The organism is Acinetobacter puyangensis, from assembly GCF_900096995.1.
Taxonomy (GTDB): Bacteria; Pseudomonadota; Gammaproteobacteria; order Pseudomonadales; family Moraxellaceae; genus Acinetobacter; species Acinetobacter puyangensis.
This window is the reverse complement of record NZ_OANT01000001.1, coordinates 461444-482211: the sequence shown is the minus strand read 5'-3', so window position 1 is coordinate 482211 and position 20768 is coordinate 461444. Positions and strand designations below refer to the sequence as shown.

At 40.3% G+C, this 20768-nt stretch carries 18 protein-coding genes and 1 riboswitch; of the genes, 9 read left to right on the top strand and 9 right to left on the bottom strand.

Going from position 1 to position 20768, the window contains the following annotated elements:
- Positions 1–281 precede the first annotated feature (281 nt).
- Together CRO21_RS02265 and CRO21_RS02260 are read left to right on the top strand one after the other, a co-directional pair.
- The gene (locus CRO21_RS02265; RefSeq protein ID WP_097077714.1) at positions 282–923 is read left to right on the top strand and encodes a peroxiredoxin; all 642 of its coding nucleotides are present in this window, start codon (positions 282–284) and stop codon (positions 921–923) included.
- A 124-nt stretch (positions 924–1047) separates the two neighbouring features.
- Positions 1048–1650, top strand: coding sequence for a phosphatase domain-containing protein (locus CRO21_RS02260; protein WP_097078108.1), 603 nt, complete (start codon positions 1048–1050; stop codon positions 1648–1650).
- Here the strand turns inward: CRO21_RS02260 and CRO21_RS02255 are convergent.
- From CRO21_RS02255 to trpA, 4 genes are read right to left on the bottom strand one after another with little or no spacing between them, the layout of a single operon-like run.
- A complete protein-coding gene (locus CRO21_RS02255; protein WP_097077713.1) occupies positions 1647–2672 on the bottom strand; it encodes an SPOR domain-containing protein in 1026 nt (341 codons plus the stop codon). The genes CRO21_RS02260 and CRO21_RS02255 overlap by 4 nt on opposite strands.
- Complete coding sequence (folC, locus tag CRO21_RS02250) at positions 2659–3942, bottom strand: bifunctional tetrahydrofolate synthase/dihydrofolate synthase (protein WP_097078107.1); 1284 nt, start codon at positions 3940–3942, stop codon at positions 2659–2661. The genes CRO21_RS02255 and folC overlap by 14 nt, the downstream gene beginning before the upstream one ends.
- Positions 3939–4835, bottom strand: coding sequence for an acetyl-CoA carboxylase, carboxyltransferase subunit beta (gene accD / locus CRO21_RS02245; RefSeq protein WP_097077712.1), 897 nt, complete (start codon positions 4833–4835; stop codon positions 3939–3941). Before accD ends, folC begins: the two co-directional genes overlap by 4 nt.
- Entirely contained in the window at positions 4835–5635 is an 801-nt protein-coding gene (trpA, locus tag CRO21_RS02240; RefSeq protein WP_097077711.1) for a tryptophan synthase subunit alpha, read from the bottom strand. Before trpA ends, accD begins: the two co-directional genes overlap by 1 nt.
- A gap of 494 nt (positions 5636–6129) precedes the next feature.
- Between trpA and CRO21_RS02235 the strand changes: the two genes are divergently transcribed.
- On the top strand, positions 6130–8217 hold the full coding sequence (locus CRO21_RS02235; RefSeq protein ID WP_228150340.1) for a TonB-dependent siderophore receptor: 2088 nt from the start codon (positions 6130–6132) through the stop codon (positions 8215–8217).
- Positions 8218–8259: 42 nt separating this feature from the next.
- On the opposite strand, the gene CRO21_RS02230 is transcribed toward CRO21_RS02235, so the two are convergent.
- Positions 8260–8694, bottom strand: coding sequence for a PaaI family thioesterase (locus CRO21_RS02230; protein ID WP_097077709.1), 435 nt, complete (start codon positions 8692–8694; stop codon positions 8260–8262).
- A 576-nt stretch (positions 8695–9270) separates the two neighbouring features.
- On the opposite strand from CRO21_RS02230, the gene CRO21_RS02225 reads away from it, so the two are divergent.
- Positions 9271–10146 carry a metal-dependent hydrolase gene (locus tag CRO21_RS02225; RefSeq protein WP_097077708.1) on the top strand — a complete coding sequence of 292 codons (876 nt, stop codon included), beginning with the start codon at positions 9271–9273 and terminating at the stop codon, positions 10144–10146.
- 78 nt (positions 10147–10224) lie between these two features.
- On the opposite strand, the gene trpB is transcribed toward CRO21_RS02225, so the two are convergent.
- A complete protein-coding gene (trpB, locus tag CRO21_RS02220) occupies positions 10225–11469 on the bottom strand; it encodes a tryptophan synthase subunit beta (protein WP_097077707.1) in 1245 nt (414 codons plus the stop codon).
- A complete protein-coding gene (locus tag CRO21_RS02215; RefSeq protein ID WP_097077706.1) occupies positions 11444–12094 on the bottom strand; it encodes a phosphoribosylanthranilate isomerase in 651 nt (216 codons plus the stop codon). The genes trpB and CRO21_RS02215 overlap by 26 nt, the downstream gene beginning before the upstream one ends.
- Before the next feature lie 143 nt (positions 12095–12237).
- A riboswitch (cobalamin riboswitch) is annotated at positions 12238–12453 on the top strand.
- Between the two features lie 36 nt (positions 12454–12489).
- Here CRO21_RS02215 and CRO21_RS02210 point away from each other — a divergent pair.
- From CRO21_RS02210 to CRO21_RS02200, 3 genes are all read left to right on the top strand, one after another.
- Complete coding sequence (locus CRO21_RS02210) at positions 12490–14328, top strand: TonB-dependent receptor plug domain-containing protein (protein ID WP_097077705.1); 1839 nt, start codon at positions 12490–12492, stop codon at positions 14326–14328.
- Positions 14329–14415: 87 nt separating this feature from the next.
- On the top strand, positions 14416–14994 hold the full coding sequence (locus tag CRO21_RS02205; RefSeq protein WP_097077704.1) for a cob(I)yrinic acid a,c-diamide adenosyltransferase: 579 nt from the start codon (positions 14416–14418) through the stop codon (positions 14992–14994).
- Positions 14995–15032: 38 nt separating this feature from the next.
- Positions 15033–15746: a glycerophosphodiester phosphodiesterase gene (locus CRO21_RS02200; RefSeq protein WP_097077703.1), complete on the top strand. Its 714-nt coding sequence runs from the start codon at positions 15033–15035 to the stop codon at positions 15744–15746.
- Between the two features lie 239 nt (positions 15747–15985).
- On the opposite strand, the gene CRO21_RS02195 is transcribed toward CRO21_RS02200, so the two are convergent.
- On the bottom strand, positions 15986–16498 hold the full coding sequence (locus CRO21_RS02195; RefSeq protein WP_171293964.1) for an META domain-containing protein: 513 nt from the start codon (positions 16496–16498) through the stop codon (positions 15986–15988).
- Between the two features lie 245 nt (positions 16499–16743).
- On the opposite strand from CRO21_RS02195, the gene CRO21_RS02190 reads away from it, so the two are divergent.
- Together CRO21_RS02190 and CRO21_RS02180 are read left to right on the top strand one after the other, a co-directional pair.
- Positions 16744–17913: an acyl-CoA desaturase gene (locus tag CRO21_RS02190; RefSeq protein WP_097078106.1), complete on the top strand. Its 1170-nt coding sequence runs from the start codon at positions 16744–16746 to the stop codon at positions 17911–17913.
- Positions 17914–18069: 156 nt separating this feature from the next.
- The gene (locus CRO21_RS02180) at positions 18070–19515 is read left to right on the top strand and encodes a protein adenylyltransferase SelO family protein (RefSeq protein WP_097077700.1); all 1446 of its coding nucleotides are present in this window, start codon (positions 18070–18072) and stop codon (positions 19513–19515) included.
- Between the two features lie 5 nt (positions 19516–19520).
- On the opposite strand, the gene CRO21_RS02175 is transcribed toward CRO21_RS02180, so the two are convergent.
- Positions 19521–20411 (bottom strand): SDR family oxidoreductase, encoded by an 891-nt coding sequence (locus CRO21_RS02175; protein WP_097077699.1) that lies wholly within the window; start codon positions 20409–20411, stop codon positions 19521–19523.
- Positions 20412–20768: the final 357 nt, after the last annotated feature.

The window sequence follows — 20768 nt, the reverse complement described above, 5'->3', positions numbered from 1 at the left end:
TTTTTATGCAACGAAAAATTTACATTCAATATTATGAGGACAGAAATTTGAAGTACAAGTCCTAAACAGTTACTTTGCACATTTTTTTCCGATGGAAATGCAAAATTAGCCAGCTTTTGCAAAATTGTGCATGATTCAAACAAGATGATGGATTTAAACGTAGATTTTTCCTTTATGAATTTTTTAGATAAAAAAATACAAAAACTTTAGTTCTATTTGCAATAGAACAGGTTCATATTAAAGCCACTGCTTTGAACAACAGATAAATAGAGGAAATAACAATGTCTTTGCGTCTTGGTGATACAGCACCTAACTTTGAACAACAATCAAGCGAAGGTTTGATTAATTTTTATGACTTTCTCGGTGATAGTTGGGGAATTTTATTTTCCCATCCTGCCGATTACACCCCGGTATGTACCACAGAACTTGGTTTTACTGCAAAACTTAAAGATGAATTTGAAAAGCGTCATGTTAAAGCAATTGCTTTGTCTGTAGATGATGTTGAGTCACATAAAGGCTGGATCAACGACATTAATGAAACTCAAAACACCACGGTAAACTTTCCCATCATTGCTGATGCAGATCGTAAAGTATCAGAGTTGTACGAATTTTTACATCCAAATGCCAGCGAAACTACAACTGTACGTTCTTTGGTCATTATTGATCCAAATAAAAAAGTACGTTTGATTATTACTTATCCTGCATCGACAGGTCGTAACTTTAATGAAGTGTTGCGTGTCATTGACTCACTACAACTGACTGACAATTATAAAGTTGCAACACCAGCCAACTGGCAAGATGGCGATGATGTAGTGATTGTGCCTTCGATTAAAGATGAAGCCGAACTCAAAGAACGCTTCCCTAAAGGCTATAATGCGGTGAAACCTTATTTACGCTTAACCCCACAACCGAATAAAAATTAATTTAATAAGCAAAATTTAAGTATTACTCCATCCCTTGCCTGTCAAGGGATTTTTTCTTTTTAGCTTGCAAATCCGATGTGCGCCGACTAAGGTAATTAAAGTTCATATCACTTTATTTGCCATGATAAAACAAACTTTTATATTAACTTCCTTACTTTCGCTTACACTTATGACGGGTTGTGTGAAGCATCCATCTCTTGCACCAGAACAACGCCCACAGCATTGGGGTCGTTTGCTTCAGCAGCAACAAAATCTTTATCAAATCAGTGATTTTTTATATCGTAGTGAACAGCCACTGCATCAACAAAGTCAAACCCTGCATCAGCTTGGTATCAATACCATTATCAGTCTGCGTTCCCGCAACAAAACTGCCCGAGAGTTTCAGGATCAATCGTTTAATATTATTCATATTCCCATTCATACTTGGGCAATTGATCGTGAAGATGTGCTTATAACCATGCAAGCATTCAAACAGGCACGGCAAAAAAAGCACAAGGTGTTGATACATTGCTACCATGGTTCTGATCGTACAGGCACCATGGTAGCAATGTATCGTATCTTTTTTGAAAACTGGTCAATTGACAATGCTGTGAAAGAAATGAAATATGGTGGTTATGGTTTTCATCCGATCTGGGTCAATATAGATCGTTTATTTAGCACAGAAAATATTACATGGATTCGCCAACATCTGGACGAATCCAATGGAACAAATATGAATAAAGATTAACGCTGATCAAGTGGCACCCAGTCAATTACCCATGCCGATTTCATATTCAGGCTGGCATCAGAAGTAATTTTCTTACGCATCGTATCAGCAGCTTCACGGTCTTTTGACGGCCCCACCATAATACGTACCCCTTTTGAGGTTTTACTTTGCGTTACTTTATAGCCTTTGGCCTGAAGTTTTGCAGTTAAAGCATCGGCATTGGACTGACTGGCAGCAAGTGCAACCTGTACCATCCATTTTTTGTCGCCACTTTCAAGCAAATCTCTTGCTTTTTCTGCATCTTGTTTCTTTTTATCCGCTTCGGCTTTACGCTTTGCTTCGGCTTCTTTCTTGGCTTTAGCCTCTTCCTCAGCCTTACGTTTAGCTTCAGCCTCTTTCTTGGCTTTTGCCTCTGCTTCGGCTTTGCGTTTTACGTCTGCTTCTTTTTTAGCGTTGGCTTCGGCATCAGCTTTGTGTTTTGCTTCGGTCTCTTTTCTGGCTTTGGCATCAGCTTCTGCTTTACGTTTCGCGTCAGCGTCTTTTTTCGCTTGGGTTTCCTGCTCGGCTTTACGCTTTGTTTCAGCATCTTTTTTCGCCTGCGCAGCCTGTTTGGCTTTTTCATCCTGAATCAATTCGGGCGGAATATTATCTGAACTTTGTAATTGCCCTTGACGACGCGCCAAAATCGCAGCGTTTTCTTCTGCGGCTTTACGGGCAGCATCTGCCTCAGCCTGTTGTTGCATTGCCAGATATTCAGCGGTACGTTGCTCTTGTTCAGCAACTGCTTTTTCCCGTGCTTTACGCTGTTCTTCGAGCAAGCGTTTTTCGGTTTCCACATCCACAGCCAAAGGTTGTAAATCAAATTCTGTTTGTGTCTCGGAAGGCTGTGGCGCTATACTTTGCTGTTTTGTGGTCTGCACTGTGGCAGCTTCGGTGCTTTGATGTGTTGTATTCTGCCCTTTTAACAAAATTGCAGCCAGTAAAACACCACCACCCAGTAAAACAACGCTACCTAGAAGACGCTGCTTATTATTCATCGCCATTTAACAAATACTCCCAAACGGCTTCCAATGTATGAAATGAACCACAAACCAAGATCAAATGCTGCGATGAACTGCGTTGTAATGCCTGTTCGAAACTTTGCTGAATCGACTCGGAAACAAAAAATTCCTGTCCTTGCAGTTCGTCTTGCAAACGTGTAATTGTACAAGCTCTCGCAACATTTAGTGGCGCAATATACCATTCTTTTACGATAGTTGTTAATAATTGCACAACACCTTGTATATCTTTGTCGTCCAGCATGGAAAATACAGCATTTACCTGCGTAATTTCAGGATGTAATTGTAAATATCTGCTTAATTGTTGTTTTAAAAAGCGCACACCGTGCGGATTATGCGCCACATCCAGCACCAGATGGCGATCTTGATATTGACGAATTTCAAACCGTCCAGCCAATTGTGCTACCTGTACACCCTGCATCATTTGATCATGGCTAACATTCAAACCGCTTGCCAACACAGCCATCAATGCAGCACTTTGATTAATATGTGCCAATTGACCATGGGCAAAAGTCATGGTTAATGCAGGTGTGGCCAGATACCAATGCTCATCGGTCAATTCGAAAAAATAATCTTTTTGATATTGATATAATGTGGCTTGGCACTGCTCTATTTTATCGGCAATAGCCTGTGGTAGCGTTTGCGCTCCAGCAAAAACAACAGGAATATTCGGACGAATAATACCTGCTTTTTCAAATGCTATTTTTTCTATACTATCGCCTAACCAGTCAACATGATCCAGTCCGATATTGGTAATGACTGCAACATCTGGATCAATAATATTGACGACATCCAGACGACCGCCGAGCCCGACTTCCAGCACCCAAACATCGCACTGCTGTTGCGTAAAAATATAAACCGCTGCCAGCGTGGTGGCTTCAAAAAAAGATAAAGTGAGATCACATTGCTGCCGTGCCTGCTCAACCTGAACAAAAGCATCGACCAAAACATCATCGGCAACTTCAATGCCATTGATACGCACACGTTCATTAAAATAAAAAATATGTGGTGATTGATACAAACCGACTTGATAGCCGGCTGCATTTAGAATCGCAGCAAGGGTGGTCGTGGTAGAGCCTTTGCCATTGGTTCCAGCAACAGTAAATACTTTTGCCTTAGGCTGTAAAACATTTAAAGCGTGTGCTACAGGTAACACACGCTCCAAACCTAAATCGATGGCTGTGACATGAACAGTAGTCCAATAGTCCAGCCAAGTTTTTAATGAATCAGATGCAGTTGGTATCGTATGGCTCAAGGTAAATTCATCAGTTTACTTACAATACGGTAGATTGTATCGCGTAATGCATGACGATGCACAATTTGATCGATTACACCATGCTCAAGCAAATATTCTGCGCGTTGAAAGGGTTCTTCCAACTTTTCACGTACTGTTTGCTCAATCACACGCTTACCGGCGAAGCCAATCATGGCTTTAGGTTCTGCCAGATGGGCATCACCAAGCATCGCCAAAGATGCTGTTACACCACCATAGACAGGATTGGTCAATACCACAATATAAGGGATACTGGCCTGACGTAAGCGTTCAATCGCTGCCGCAGTACGTGCCATTTGCATCAGCGACAACATACCCTCTTGCATCCGTGCCCCACCTGATGCGGCAAAACAGATCAATGGCTGACGTAAACTTAAAGCACGTTCGGCTGCCTGTACAAAGCGATCACCGACAACTGTACCCATTGATCCACCCATAAACTCAAAATTAAAGGCCACCGCAACCATCGGCACACCTTCAATCATACCTTGCATACTAATTAATGCTTCGGTTTCGCCAGTTTTGGTCTGCGCCTCTTCCATACGTTTCGGATAAGGCTTGCTGTCAACAAAGCCTAGCGGATCTTTCGGGGTAAATTCCAAGCCCAGTTCTTCATCAACCTGATCAAAGAACCAGTGCAACCGATCACGTGCTTTCATTGCCAGATGTTCGTCACATTGCGGACAGACATAAGCATTAAATGACATGGCGGTACGTGTGACCAGCGCATGACATTCCGGGCATTCAACCGTTGGTTCAGAAAAAGTAGGTTTACTCTTGTTTTCTTCCGGTACATGTACACTTGGGACTGGACGTTCAAGCCAGTTTGCACCATTTAACAACGATTGTGGTTGATCGGTTTGCGTTTCATTCATCATAGCTCATCCAAAGCTGCTCTTAATTCTTTCACTTTTGCAACAGCGGCTGCCGTTGCATCTTCTACAGATAAAGTTGCAAAAGGTTTTACAAATGCACTGCCCACAATGACTGCATCGGCAACTGCACCCATGGCTTTTGCCGATGCAGCATCACTGATCCCAAAACCAACACCAACCGGTAAATCGGTTTGTTGTTTAATTTTGGCAATACGCTCTGCTGCGGACTTAATATCCAGTGTTGCAGCACCAGTAACACCTTTTAACGACACGTAATAAATAAAACCACGTGCTTGTTTAATCACATGCGTAATACGCTCATCAGTTGAGGTCGGTGCAAGTAAAAACACCTGATCCAGACCATACTGATCTAAAATAACATCGAATTTCTCTGCTTCTTCTGGTGGCAAATCAACCAGAATCATGCCATCAACGCCTGCTTCTGCTGCGGTTTGGATAAATTTTTCGTATCCGATCACTTCTGCCGGATTTAAATAGCCCATCAAAACAACAGGTGTGTCCTGATCTTTTTGGCGAAATTCCTTGACCATGGCAATCGCATCCAGCGTATTGGTACCACCTGCAAGCGCACGCTCTGCGGCAAGTGCAATCACCGGACCATCAGCCATCGGATCGGAAAAAGGTAAACCAATTTCCAAAATGTCCACGCCGGCTGCCACCATCTCATGAATAAGTGGTACAGTGACACTTGGCTGTGGATCACCAGCCATTACATAAGTCACTAATGCTTTTCTATTTTCTGCTTTTAGTTGAGCAAAACGCTGCGCTAGACGAGACATAATATTTGCAATTCCTATCAATCACTTTCTACTGTGCAGCAATCATAAAACTAAACGTGATAAATTTGCAGGGTTGATTTGCATTTTTATGCAATGACTAGATGATAAACAGCAAAGTATCTTTACTCAATGATCGAATGTTCCACATTCACAGCTTTGTCTTATCCAACCCCGACAACAAAATTATTCTGAAACTTACCTGCCATATTTTTGAATCCATCTTAGACATCAAATTATTGTTTTTATCTAAACCATATATTGCACAAGGAATACGAAATGGGCACTCGCATTCTTGCATATAGAGCTACAAAATAGTCTTGTTAATTTTGGCCAAATAGACGTTTATCGCAAATTCATAAAAATGATGACAAAATACTTGCAACAAAAATCAAACAATTTTACAATTAATAAATAATAATCACTAACAAATGAGATTAAGTGTAATGTGCAATAAAACCACAAGCCACTCTAAGCCAATACCCCGTCTAAATCTTTTGTCTTCTTTAATTACACTTACACTGTTGCCAACCCTGGCAATTGCTGCCGAAGAAGATAGACAACAACTTCCAACAATCGTTGTTAACGCACAAAAATCTAATATTACAGAAGGCACAGGTTCATATACTGCTGACAGTTCAAACACCTCGACTAAATTGGATTTATCCCCTCGTGAAACGCCTCAAAATATCAAGATATTAACTCGTGAATATCTGGACGATACCAATATCACTACATTTCAAGAATTAATTAGCAATATTACAGGCGTATATCTAAACCGTACCGATGAGAGGATTAATCCAATCTCACGAGGTTTCGAAACAAATTATTATTTATTTGATGGTGTACCAACTGCTGGTTACTATGCCAACCTAGACCCAGACCTTACGATCTATGACCGAGTCGAAGTAATTAAAGGAGCCAATGGTCTGATGACAGGTGCAGGTAGCCCTGCGATGGGTTTAAACCTGATTCGAAAACGTGCCAACGCCAAAGAACTCACCGGTTCTCTCAATGTATCAATCGGTTCATGGAATAAATATAGTAGTAGTGTAGACCTATCCTTTCCAATAAATAGTGATGGTTCAATTCGTGGGAGGACTGTAGTCAAATATCAGGATGAAGATTCATTTATGGATAAATATCATAAAATGCAAGAGACTGCTTATGCAGTAGTCGATATGGATTTGACCGATAGCACGTATTTATCCATCGCAGCCAGTTATCAGAATCTACAACGAGACAATATTCGTTGGGGTGCATTTCCTGCCTATTATACCGATGGTACACGGACTCATTTTGACCGCTCAAAAATTGTTACTGCCGATTGGACATATCAAGACAATAAAACCACGACTTTTTATGTCGATTTTCAACAAAAATTATTCAATGATGCTAGTTTTAATTTAAAAGCTACGTACAAAGACATTAAGCAAGGTTGGGCATTGTTAAATTCTTACGGTTGGGCAATTGATAAAACCACTAATTTATCCAGTGGCCCTGCATGGTCATTAGAAACCAACCCATATAATCAACGAGAGCAAAATATTGATGCTTATTTTAATCTGCCATTTGATATTTCAGGTTTGCCACAGGAAATTGTCACAGGTTTTAATTATCATCAAGCTAAAGTAGTTAATCCCTATTTTTATTCAAGTCGAGTTTCTGTAGGTTTGATTGACTATGACAGCATCTATGCCATACCTTATCCAGAATCACATCGCACTAAAACCCAAGGTATATTAAATGAAACGGCACAAACCGCCGGATATGTTGCAGGTAAATTCACTATACTTGAACCATTAAAAGTGGTGATTGGTACCAGATTAACCAACTGGAAATATGAACAAGAAGATGGAGTTGGTAATCGTGAATTTAAAAATCAACTTACCCCATACTTTGGCATTGTATACGAACTAAATCAAAATCATTCATTGTATGCTAGTTATACTGATATTTTTAACCCACAAAACTATAAAGATGTGAATGGAAAGTATCTTGACCCGATTATCGGCAAACAATATGAAACAGGCATTAAAAGCGGATACTTTGATGGTCGATTAAATACTGCCTTATCTATATTCCAGATTCAACAGGATAATGTTGCCGAGGCTCTGAATAACGTATTTATATCGAATGGCGATCAGGCCTATCACGGTGTAAGCGGGATCAAAAGTAAAGGCGTAGAATTGGAAATTGATGGTGAGATTATCGATAACTGGAATATTAATTTTGGTATTGCTCATTTTGAGGCCAAAGACCCGGAAGGTGAAAAATTTAATACGCAAGCTGCCAGAACCACAGCAAATTTATTTAGTAAATATAAGTGGGAGAAATTCTCTATAGGGGGTGGTTTAAGCTATCGTAGCAAGTATTATAATGGTGAAACTGCTTATGGTGTTTTAGTTCAAGATGCTTATTTTCTTGCCAATGCGATGCTTGGTTATGATGTCGATAAAAATATTAAGGTTCAGCTCAACGCAAATAATATTTTTGATAAAAAATATTATGAATCAGTGAGTAATGGAACATATCATTATGGCACACCACGTAATGCCACCCTTAGTCTAAAATATCATTTCTAGCAAAGATTTATTTTTGCCTGATAACATCAGGCAAAAATTGCATTAGCGGCGAATAATCATATTGGTTGCAGTGGCATGCGCATAAAGCTTACCTTCTTCATCACAGAGATAACCTTCTGAAATCACCAAATTTTTTCCGGCATTAATCACTTTTCCTTCCGCGATTAATTTTTTATTAAAGGGCATCGGACGACATATTTTAATATTTAGATCGGTTGTACCATAGCTTTCACCTACTGCAAGCACAGTATGCGTTGCACAACCTGTCACCGAATCCAGCACTGTTGCAGCAAAACCACCATGTACACCACCCAGTGGATTGGTATGCCGCTCATCGGCAATCGCACTAAATACAATTCGTCCATGTTCAACCTCTACAGGCTGCATGGGGATTGTTTTGGCAATTCCTGGTGCAGGAAAAAGTCCCTGACAAAATGCCTGCATAATTTCCAGACCTGTCATTTTCAATGGATTCATCGCATTACACTCCTGCTAATAAATGTTATATTTTGAATTAAAGATTGCATTATGAGGCACACTTTAACAATTTAACCAATTGTAAGAACTATAAGTTCTAAAATAGAACTATAATGTAAAAATAGCCATGCTATGATAAGAAGTCAATACAAATTATCGCATAACATAAATTTAGTCTGGAATACGCCAATCTAAACTTTTTTAAGAATATCATTTTTCACTAAAATACTAATAATATTATGTTTTTTAAATTTTTATTGCCTACAGCAACCAACATTACAAGTTCTTGCGATACAGTGCCTCACCCACTCGCCGAGCCGCCAAAGGCGATGAGGTGAGCAATATTTGTGTAAAATTAAAAATTTTATGTTATTTATCAATTAATTAACCATGAATTAAAGTTGAGATTAACGTAATTGCTGTCAATATTGATTCTGAATTTGCCTAAAATTTAATAAAAATGGCCTAAATGGCGATGGTTGTTTGAATATCGAGAGTGCATCATAAATAGGTTTATAAAGAAATCGTCTTAGCTGCTTTTATATTTTTCGGTCATAAATTCAAGGAATAATCAGCATGAATATAGCGATACAATATCAAGTTGATCCTGTGGTACGTACCCATTTGGACTTTAGACTTGAAGAAATTCCGCGCTTCTGGTTTGGCAATGATCCGTTTAAAACCAGAGTTTTTGATGCGCTCAGCTTGACCTTTCCAGATGGAGAACGCTATTTCATCGAATCTGTGCGCTTGTTTCGTGACAAAATTACCGATCCGGATCTACAAAAAAGAGTTGCCGACTTTATCCGTCAGGAAGCACAACATGGTCTTGCACACGAAAAAATGAATCAATTGATGCAAGCACAAGGTATGCCCGTCGATCAATTCACTGCCTTACTCAAACGCATTTTCCGTTTTGAACTCAGCAAACGATCACTGCAGTATAATATTGCCATGACTGCCGCAGCAGAGCATTTGACGGCATTGATGGCAGACACCTTTTATCATCATCAAGCAACCTTAAAAGATGCTCATCCATTTGTACGAGCATTACTGGCATGGCATGCCATTGAAGAAATGGAACATCGGGATGTGGCGTTTGATGTGATGCAGCAAGTGGGAGAAGTCCCCGAAGCAACCCGCAAATTCACCTTGGCTGCCACCACGGTTTTAATGTTGGGCTTTACCTTGTATCGCACCAATATCATGCTGAAATGTGATGGTTTTTCGAGTAGACAACGTCTGAAACTATTTCGTCAGGGCTTGCCTTGGTTTCTGGGTAAAAACGGCATACTCACCCGTATGAAACAACCGTATTTGCAATGGTATAAAAAGGATTTTCATCCGAGTCAACATCAGATCATTGCACAATATCCTGTCTGGATTGAAACCATGGCAAAAACCGGTGACCCCATTGCCGCAGGTGAAGCGTTCTGGCAAGCAGGACAATAAACAACGAGAAAAAGTAAATAAACAACTTGAGCATTGATTATGCCCAAGTTTTAACAATCAAGTCTTAATAACCAAGAATTATAAATCTACCATTGGAATGCCATCAATTTTGGCAACCGTCATCAAATCCTTATCACCACGACCTGATACTGTCGCAATAATGATTTGATCTTTATCCATGGTTGGCGCCAGTTTAGTCACATATGCCATGGCATGTGCGCTTTCCAGTGCTGGAATAATCCCTTCAATTTTGGTCAGATCACGGAACCCCTGTAAGGCTTCATGATCGTTAATCGGCACATAATTTACACGATGCATATCTTTTAAGAAACTATGTTCCGGCCCCACACCTGGATAATCCAGACCTGCGGAAATCGAATGCGTTTCAATGATTTGCCCCTGTGCATCACTCATTAAATAAGTACGGTTACCATGCAACACACCAACATGTCCGGCATTTAATGGTGCAGAATGTTTACCTGTTTCGATGCCATAACCCGCAGCTTCCACGCCATACATCGTAACGTCCAGATCATTCAGGAATGGATAGAACAATCCCATGGCATTTGATCCACCGCCAACACAGGCCACCAATGCATCCGGTAAACGTCCTGCCTGCTCAAGGATTTGTTTTTTCGCTTCACGGCCAATGATCGACTGAAAGTCACGTACCAGCTGCGGATAAGGGTGCGGACCTGCCACTGTACCAATCACATAATAAGTACTGTCCACATTGGTTACCCAGTCGCGCATTGCTTCATTCATGGCATCTTTTAAGGTTTTGGAGCCACTTTCTACCGGTACAACTGTTGCACCCAGCAAACGCATACGATACACATTCATGGCCTGACGTTTCACATCTTCGGCACCCATGAACACGACACATTCCAGTCCCAAACGTGCAGCAATGGTTGCAGTAGCAACACCATGCTGCCCTGCACCAGTTTCGGCAATAATACGTTTTTTGCCAGAAAGTTTGGCTAACAATGCCTGACCGATGGTGTTATTGACCTTATGTGAACCGGTATGATTCAAATCTTCCCGTTTCAAATAGATCTGCGCACCACCCAATTCTTTTGACCAACGCTCGGCGTGATACAGTGGACTTGGACGACCAACATAAAATGCCAAATCACGATCAAATTCTGCCAGAAATTGTTCGTCATCTTTCATGCGCAAATACAGTTTTTCCAAATCTTCAAGTGCCGCCATCAGGGTTTCTGATACAAACCGCCCACCATGAATGCCAAAATGACCTTTTTCATCGGGAAATTGCGTATAGTCAGTCACCTGATCTTTATGATTCGCACTTTGTTGATCCACGTTGGACTCCTTGCATAAAACTTTGGATAAGTTGTTGGTCTTTGATACCTTTGGCAGATTCTACACCACCGCTGACGTCAACCGCATAAGGTTTTGTAATCGAGATGGCTTGTTCAATATTCTCCGGATTCAAACCGCCTGCCAAAATAAGTGGAATATCCAGTTTCGGGAACTTGTCCCAGTCAAATGCATGCCCGGTTCCACCTTTTAAATCGGGATGCCATGCATCCAGCAATATCGCACTTGCACCGGCAGCCTGATAACGCTTAATTTCTGCTACCACATCCAGATCAGGCTTGACCTGAATGGCTTTATACCAGCGACGTTTAACGTGCTGTGCAATAGACCGACATTGCTCAGGGGTTTCATCACCATGTAATTGCAGAATATCCAATGGCACCTGCGCCAGGGTTTGCTCAATCTCATCTGCACTGGCATTGACAAACAAACCCACTATCTGTACATACGCCGAAATGTCTTGGGCTAATGCTGCGGCCTGCGGTATTGAAACAGCACGAGGACTTGGCGCAAAAAATACCAGACCAATCGCATCTGCGCCCGCATCAACCACTGCCTGCACATCCTGAGATCGGGTAACCCCACAAATTTTGGCACGTACTCGCATGTTTTTAAATCCAGAAATTGTCTCGCTTTTGATGAAAGCGTTTAAAAATCGCAACTATTGTAATGCAAATTTTACCATTTGCATTGTCCTTTGAAGCAAATCCATAGTATTTACGTTGTTAAATTGCAATACACTCTTTATACTTCGCAACATCCACAACAAGTGCCGAGCCATATGCTCAAGGGAAACTGGTGTAAATCCAGTACTGCCCCCGCAACGGTAACGATGAAACATCTATTGTTTTCAGCCTAGAACTGACACCACTGCATGACATAAAAATGTGGGAAGGTGAATAGATCAATTATGTCAAAACATAATTATATCGAAGTCCGGAGACCTGCTTGTTGTATTTATCCATTTGATCATTCACGGGGAGTGAATGTAGGAGTTACACCATGTCTAAACATTTCCAGCCAGCCAGCCTTGCTGGGGCAATTGCTATTGTCCTCGCCTCAACCACGACTTTTGCAGCAGATCAGACGATAGAACTTGATCCAATTGTGGTAACGGCATCAAAATCTGAAGAAAAAGCCAGTGAAGTGCCAGCACGTATTTCTGTGATTTCACAACAGGATATTGAAAAAAATCCAGCGTTAAACTTATCGGATGTTTTACAGAAAGATGCCTCTATTTATATAAAACAATCTGGTGGTATCGGGCAAATTTCCGATATTTCTTTACGTGGTACTTCTGCTGTACATACACTTGTTTTACAGAATGGTGCCCGATTAAATAATCAAAATAATTATGCACCTTTATTTCCAGCCTTTCTTGATTTGAGCAATATCAGTCAAATTGAAATTCTAAAAGGTCCAGCATCGGTACAATACGGTTCTGATGCAATTGGTGGCGTCGTTAATTTAATTACAGCCCCACCAAGTAAATCAGGTGCTCAACTTACTGGTGTATATGGCGAAAACAATACTTATAAAGCGATCATAAATACTGACTTTGTTGATAATTCTGGGTTTTATGCACAAGTTGGTGGCCAACGTTTGGAAACTGATGGGACGACTGTACTTAATACTCAAGAAAAAAATGAAAAAGCAGGATATGACCAAAAAGGTTATCATGCCAAATTAGGATATATCCAAGATAAAAAAGTTGATGCTAGTATTGAAATTAACCAAAATGAAGGTACAAGCATTTTTACTAATGATTATATTGTAAGTAATTCACCTAGAATCTTCAAAAATCAGGTAATTAATGCAAAATTAGCTTATACACTCTTACCAAATTTGAAACTTTCAACACGTTATTCAAATATTAAAGACGAACAAAATGTTCCTGATTATGGTTCCCACTATAATACGGAAAACAATGAAGCCGATGTAAATTTGAAATGGGATTTCTTACCGTATCAAAATATATTATTTGGCGTGAATTACTTGGGTTCTCAATACGAAAGCAACACCATTACTAATGCCAAGCAGGATATCGATAGTACTGGCTACTACTTACAACATCAATATAAAAATGATGGTATTTCAACTCAAATTGGTGCTCGCGTAGAAGATAATGAACGCTTTGGTACACATACTGTCGGGCAAGCAGCTGTAAGATTCCAGGTTCTTCCACTCACCAGTATTTATGCAAATATTGGTTCCGCTTTTAGAGCACCATCATTAAATGAGTTGTACTCGCAATGGGGCGGTAATCCTGAGCTTGACCCAGAAAAAAGTGTTTCATACGAAATTGGTTTAGATCAGAAGCTAAATTATGGTCTTTCCGCATCTTTATCAGGTTATTATACAGATGTTAAAAATTTAATTACTTCTGATCCCAGTACATTCTTAAATTCAAATATTGAAAAAGCAAAAATGACAGGCGGTGAACTTGGTTTCAAATGGGTATTAAATCGTTATTATGCTAATGCTCAATATAACTATGTCAAAACTGAAAATAAAGATACAGGTTTAGAAATCGCCTATCGTCCACGTCAAACAGGCACATTGACGTTGGGTTATGATGACGGTGTGTATGGTGTTTCCACCTCGCTAATTGCACGGTCTAAAGCCAACTCAAGCAGTAACAACAGTAATAACAAAGTACCAGGTTATGCCTCAGTAGACTTTAATGCTTTTTGGAATATAAATTCAAATATAAAACTATTTACTAATGTTCAGAATATTGGTGATGTTCGTTTTAAAGAGGTTTATAACAGTTATCCATTTACCAGTTGGTACATCAACGGCGGTCGTCAAGCATCTATCGGTGTAACACTAAAATATTAAGCCAAAATTTAAAACTTGATTTAAAGTTTATGGATAATGTTCTTGACCGACATTATCCTTTTTTAATTTAAAGATCAGGAATACATTATGGGACATCGTTTAAGTAAAATTTATACCCGTACAGGCGATGCCGGCACCACAGGGCTGGGAGATGGTTCGCGTGTGGGCAAAGAAGACCTGCGCATTCAGGCTTTGGGCGATGTAGATGAACTCAATGCCATTGTCGGCGTGTTACGCGCGCAGATTGCAAATAGTGAACTCTCCGAAAAACAGGATTGGGATCATAAACTCAGTCTGATTCAACACTGGCTATTTGATCTTGGCGGTGAAGTCTGTATCCCCAATTACACCTTATTACAGGACAAAAGTATCGATTTTCTCGAACAAGATATTGATCGCATGAATGAATCGTTGCCTATGCTCAAGGATTTTATTCTACCCAGTGGGACTTTAGCCTGTAGTTATGCACATCAGGCTCGTGCCGTGTGCCGCCGAGCAGAACGCAGTCTAATTATCGTACAACAACGGGATCAGAATATTCAGAACACTGCCCTGCAATTACTCAATCGCTTATCCGACTGGTTTTTTGTAGCATCACGTTGCCTGCAAAAACAGGCTAGAGGCACAGAAGTCCTATGGCAAAAAAACATTAATGACACAATATAAGGTTTATAATTCAGACACGGTTACATCTGGAATAACACATGCAAATCATTGGTCATCGTGGCGCACGGGGTGAAGCCCCTGAAAATACATTAGGCGGATTCAAGTATTTACATGATCTGGGTGTCCGCGCAGTTGAGTTTGATGTTCGCCAAATTGCTGATGCTGCGCTAACCATCATTCATGACGATAATTTTTTGCGCACTGCCGGCATAAATCATGCTGTAAAAGATTGCACGCAAGATGATCTGTGTCGTTTTAATCAGGCCAAACATTGGGAATCTTGGCAACAGGTTGAAAATGTGCCTTTACTCGGGCAAGTTTTGTCATTAATTCATGACTTTGAACATATCGAAGTTGAAGTGAAAGCTGTAGACACCGAACAGGAAGCAGAAAAACTAATTACACATTTACAACAACAACTTCAGCCCTTGAAGCAACAAATTACCATTACCAGTTTCGACTTAAAAATTTTAAGCGCCTTACAAAACCAGCAATCTGCGTTTAAGCGAGGCTTACTGGTCGAAATTCCGATTGGAGAACATGCCATTGAGCTTGCACATCAATATGATTGTACGCGAATTGGCTGGAAAGATGCCTTGGTCAATCCGTCCATTGTCGAATTATCCCACCAAGCCGGGCTTGCGGTCAGCGTCTGGACGGTCAATGATATAGACCGTGCCAAACAATTACATGATTATGGCATTGAAGGACTGATTACCGATTTTCCCAAGTTGATGCAGGAACATCTCTAAATCTATAGCAAAATTCAAAATGTAAGCTACATTTGTGTCATGCCGTGAGAGATGTATCTCGCAAGGCCGGCATCCAGAGTTAACGTATCCTAAATCAAACTCTATAAAGCTAAAGCCTAGGCCTTAAGAACTTGGCTCTGGATACTTTGAGAGATGTATCTCGCAAGGCAAGTATGACGAGATGATATGTAACCTATAAACCGAATTTTGCTATAGCTTGACTGAAATCCCGACTTTGCTCAAATCTCTGCGGTAATTAAAGCCTGACGATTAACATCATAAAAAGTGATGCGTTTATTCTGTACAGAAAAATATTGCACACGGGCAAATGCATCCATCAGTTCCGCTTCTTGTGCTAAGGCGTTATCACAAGACTGATGTCCTGCATTGGTTTTAAATTGTATGGTTTTTTTACTTACATCAATTTGATAGCTGCCATAAATTGAATTACAGCCAGTATTGCCAATCACACGCTGTACATTGGATTGCAAAAGCACTGATGGCATTTGGTTAAAATACAATGCTTTTTTTGATTTGACCGATTTAATCATCCACTTAATATCTTGAATGCCATCTTTGCTCTTAATCACGGGTATGCTTTGCGTATTTAATTGTAAGGGTGTGTTTGTGGCTTTCTGCCCTGATCCTTTATTTTTTGATGCAGATTGCGTGGGTGAATGACTCTGACATGCCGTCATTAAGACAGCCATACCAATCAGAAAAACTTGAGCAAATACAGAATTAAGTCGCATAAAATACACCATTATTTTAATTGTAAAAACATGAAATAGGTCACACAACAGTATAGTGAAATCGTCCTACTAAATCATGGATTTTTGATGTACTTTTTTGTCAAAAAATCATTTTTTCCGCTAGTGAACACTTGTTCTCGCATGCTATGATGATTGTACAAATTAAAGCATGGCTGACAATACTCAATTCATTCTTTTTATTTGTTCTCGCTTTTTGTTTGGTTTATATGGAGCAACCAAAATTAATGTCTGCTGAATCTCAGACCAAAGCACCCATCAATTGGCCAGGTGCAATTGTTCTTTTAGGCACGCCAATCGCTGCACTTATTCTTATCCCTTGGTATGCTTACCATCACGATTTTACCTTAGGTGCATGGTTAAGTTTTATTTTGTTATTGGCTTTTAGTAGCCTGAGCATTACTGCCGGTTATCATCGATTGTGGTCACATCGTGCCTATGAAGCCTCGTTGCCTGTCAAACTGATATTAATGATTGGTGGTACATTTGCCATCCAAAACAGTATTTTATTCTGGGCATCAGGGCACCGGGTACATCACCGCCATGTGGATGACATCGAGTTAGATCCTTATTCTGCCAAGAAAGGTTTCTGGTATTCCCATATTGGCTGGATGTTACGTGATTATCCAAATGGCACACCAGATTATAAGAATGTTCCGGATTTACTGAATGACAAACTGGTGATGTTCCAGCACAAATATTATATTCCGTTGGTTTTGCTAACCTCACTGGGTATTCCCGGATTAATCGGTTGGGCCATTGGTGATATATGGGGTGTGATGTTATTGGGCGGCCTATTGCGTCTAATCGTGAGTCATCATGTCACTTTCTTTATTAACTCGCTGTGCCATATGTTTGGTAAACGCCCATACACCGATGAAAACACTGCCCGTGATAACTTCTGGCTGGCAATTTTCACTTGGGGCGAAGGCTATCATAATTATCACCATATCTTCCAATATGACTATCGTAATGGCGTAAAATGGTGGCAATATGATCCTACCAAATGGTTAATTTGGTCACTATCGACAATGGGTCTGACCAAAAACTTACGCCGTATCCCGAGTTTTAATATCAAGCGTGCAGAACTGGCAATGAAGTTCAAATATGCCGAGAAAAATCTGGCTATTTTTGGACACGATGTTGATGAAGATATTGTACAGATCAAAAATAAAATTGCGCTGGAATACGATGCCTTTACGCATACCCTAAATGAATGGGCACAATTGAAAGAACAGGAATTGCAGGCTAAAAAAGCCAGTGTTGCAGAGAAAATTCACCAGATGGATGTCAAGCTCAAGCATGAGTTTCATGCAGTGGAAAAAAGTTTGATTGAGCAAAGCGAACGTATGGAATTAATGTTGCGCTCACTGAAAAAAGAGATGAAAAGAGTTTAATTCAACCTTTACTCCTCCGGCTCCCATTGATTGGGAGCTTTTTTTATCTTTAGACAAAACTAAGGTAGTATCTATAAGGTCTGTCGACATTTCATCATTGGATGATTTGTTGGTTAAAATGTCTTCAGACGCTAAACCATACATCGGGACTTGATTATGCATTTTGACAATACCTATCGTCTTCTAGACGACAAGCTTTACCATAAACAAAGCGTACAAAGCCTGACACAGGTATTGCCCGGACATTTTAATCAGGCATTGGCCCAGCAATTACAATGGACTGCCGAAGAACAAAACGATTGGATCAATATCCTCAATGGCACCCATTTACCCAAAGATGCCGATCCGCTGGCAATGGTTTATGCTGGACATCAATTTGGTCAATGGGCGGGACAACTCGGTGACGGACGTGGTTTGTTGCTCGGACAAGTTCTCGATCAAGCACAAAAGCGTGTTGATCTGCATTTAAAAGGTGCCGGTTTAACCCCCTATTCGCGTATGGGTGATGGTCGTGCTGTATTGCGTTCTGTTATTCGGGAATATCTGGCGGGTCACGCTTTAAATCAACTACAGATTCCATCAAGCAATGCAGTTGGCTTTGTCTATTCGCACGATTTAAAAATCCGTCGAGAACAGCTAGAACCGGCCGCCATGATGCTGCGCACGTCAGATTGCCATATCCGTCTTGGACATTTTGAATGGATCAATCAATATCAACCACAATTATTAAAAGAATTTACCGAGCATTGTCTCACCTATTATTATCCAGACTGTTTAAACGCAGAGCAGCCTATTGTAGCATTTGCCAAGCAAGTGATTGATCGAACTGCTTATATGATTGCTCAGTGGCAATTGGTCGGTTTTGCGCATGGGGTGATGAATACCGATAATCTTAATATCACGGGTTCAACTCTTGATTTTGGCCCCTACGGTTTTATGGAAAGATTCAGACCAAACTGGATCAACAATCATTCAGATGATCGTGGCCGTTATACCTATCAGAATCAACCCAGTATTGCGCATTGGAATTTATGGATGTGGCTCAATAATCTCATCCCTTTAGCCGACTCAACAAAAAAAGAACAATTTAAAAATGATTTAGTGGCATCTCTTGAAAATTATGAACCAGCTTTTTTAAATTATTATACTGCCGGGCTGTATAAAAAAATGGGCTTGCCACTTGCAGATGAAAGAAGCTTTGATTGTGGTATGGCTTTTCTACGAATATTACAGGCTGAACAACTGGACTACACCGGCAGTTTTAGACATTTGACCGCACATGACTACACCGAAATTCGCGATAACTGTTTAGACATTCGTGCCTTTGATGAGTTTTTAACGCTATATCATGAGATTCGGGCCACTCAGCCTACGGAGATTTTAGATCTGGATATGCAGCAACATAATCCGATTTATATTTTACGCAATCATATGGTGCAGCATGCTATCGAACTGGCTGAACAGGACGATTTATCCGAAGTTGATCGTTTATTTAAACTGTTTACTCATCCATTTACCAGACAGCCTGATCTGGAAAGACCACAGGATTTGGTACCCTTACCCAGTGATCAACCAGAAGTGATGGTCAGTTGTTCATCTTAAAAAATCTATTTGCCGTTGGGCGTTTCAGGTTCCAACTCATAAGCTGTCTGAACCAATGGATCACGTTTTGCCTGCTGATGGATGGTACGTTGCCATACCTCCTCCAGTTGCTTTTTGGTATCCGCTTCAATTTCTTGAGGAACAATATTACGATAAGTCAAAATCTCATTGCTGACCACTTTAACGATCAAATCAGAAACCTGTTCCGGATCATACTGTTTATGCGGAAATGCAAGTTGATCATAATCGAATAAAGTGTCCTGTTGATCCTCTGGAAACCAGTGTTTCCATCCTTCAAACATACGATCATTAAAACCGGTCAGGATTGGGCCGGGATTCACCGTACTGATTTGTACATTGAACTCGTGTAGTTCTTTATTTAACGCTTCTGCAAAAGCCTCAAGCGCATGTTTACTGGCAGAATACGCCCCAGTAAATGGATCGGTAGTCAGTCCGGCAACGGAGGAGATAAAAACAATTTTTCCAGATTTTCTCTGGGCAAACTGGCGTGCGAATTGTTGTGTAAGCAAAATTGTACCAAACACATTTACTTCAAATTGTTGTCTTAGAATATATTCAGGCAGATCAACCACTGCACCACCTTCGGAAATACCAGCATTATTTACCAGAATATCAATCTCCCAGTTGGCCGCCAGTTCACGATCTGCTTCCGATGTGATATCTAGTTTTTCCACTACAAGTTCAAGATTGTTGGCTTTTGCAGCCTGTTTAAGCGGTTGGATTTGTGCAACCGCCTCGACAGTGGCAATTACCCGATAGCCCAATTGTGCCAATTTAAAAGAAACCGCTTGTCCAAAGCCACTCCCTGCACCGGTAATTAACACTGTCTGATCTGTTGCTGTTTTTTTGTCTATTACACTATTGTCTGTAGTCATTGTTTATTTTCCTACGCTTTAAGGTCAACTCTTTTAAGGATTAAAATTTAACAATGTGAATGATGCATTATCTTCCATATTGCTAAATTTGGTATAAAAAGCCTTGGCTTTATCTCTAATTTAAATTAACAGATTAATATTTATTGTTTGTGTTGATCAGGCAAGGATTATGTCCAATTTATTTTAATAGCTTACACAAAATGTTAACGCTCACAGCCTTTATGTTATCTAGCCGGGTTATTCATATGGTGCTGTTTGATTATATGTTCTATATATTCATCCACCCATGAAAACCCGAACTTTTTTATCATATTTTATTCTGTTTTTGGCATCCTCTGGGCCGGGCTTACCAGACTT

What these genes read in the sequence shown, in the direction of transcription:
- CRO21_RS02265 (WP_097077714.1), top strand. Translation starts at nt 282, where the DNA reads ATGTCTTTGCGTCTTGGTGATACAGCACCTAACTTTGAACAACAATCA.
- CRO21_RS02255 (WP_097077713.1), bottom strand. Translation starts at nt 2,672, where the DNA reads ATGGCGATGAATAATAAGCAGCGTCTTCTAGGTAGCGTTGTTTTACTG.
- accD (WP_097077712.1), bottom strand. Translation starts at nt 4,835, where the DNA reads ATGAATGAAACGCAAACCGATCAACCACAATCGTTGTTAAATGGTGCA.
- trpA (WP_097077711.1), bottom strand. Translation starts at nt 5,635, where the DNA reads ATGTCTCGTCTAGCGCAGCGTTTTGCTCAACTAAAAGCAGAAAATAGA.
- CRO21_RS02230 (WP_097077709.1), bottom strand. Translation starts at nt 8,694, where the DNA reads ATGAATCCATTGAAAATGACAGGTCTGGAAATTATGCAGGCATTTTGT.
- CRO21_RS02225 (WP_097077708.1), top strand. Translation starts at nt 9,271, where the DNA reads ATGAATATAGCGATACAATATCAAGTTGATCCTGTGGTACGTACCCAT.
- CRO21_RS02215 (WP_097077706.1), bottom strand. Translation starts at nt 12,094, where the DNA reads ATGCGAGTACGTGCCAAAATTTGTGGGGTTACCCGATCTCAGGATGTG.
- CRO21_RS02210 (WP_097077705.1), top strand. Translation starts at nt 12,490, where the DNA reads ATGTCTAAACATTTCCAGCCAGCCAGCCTTGCTGGGGCAATTGCTATT.
- CRO21_RS02205 (WP_097077704.1), top strand. Translation starts at nt 14,416, where the DNA reads ATGGGACATCGTTTAAGTAAAATTTATACCCGTACAGGCGATGCCGGC.
- CRO21_RS02200 (WP_097077703.1), top strand. Translation starts at nt 15,033, where the DNA reads ATGCAAATCATTGGTCATCGTGGCGCACGGGGTGAAGCCCCTGAAAAT.
- CRO21_RS02195 (WP_171293964.1), bottom strand. Translation starts at nt 16,498, where the DNA reads ATGCGACTTAATTCTGTATTTGCTCAAGTTTTTCTGATTGGTATGGCT.
- CRO21_RS02190 (WP_097078106.1), top strand. Translation starts at nt 16,744, where the DNA reads ATGTCTGCTGAATCTCAGACCAAAGCACCCATCAATTGGCCAGGTGCA.
- CRO21_RS02180 (WP_097077700.1), top strand. Translation starts at nt 18,070, where the DNA reads ATGCATTTTGACAATACCTATCGTCTTCTAGACGACAAGCTTTACCAT.
- CRO21_RS02175 (WP_097077699.1), bottom strand. Translation starts at nt 20,411, where the DNA reads ATGACTACAGACAATAGTGTAATAGACAAAAAAACAGCAACAGATCAG.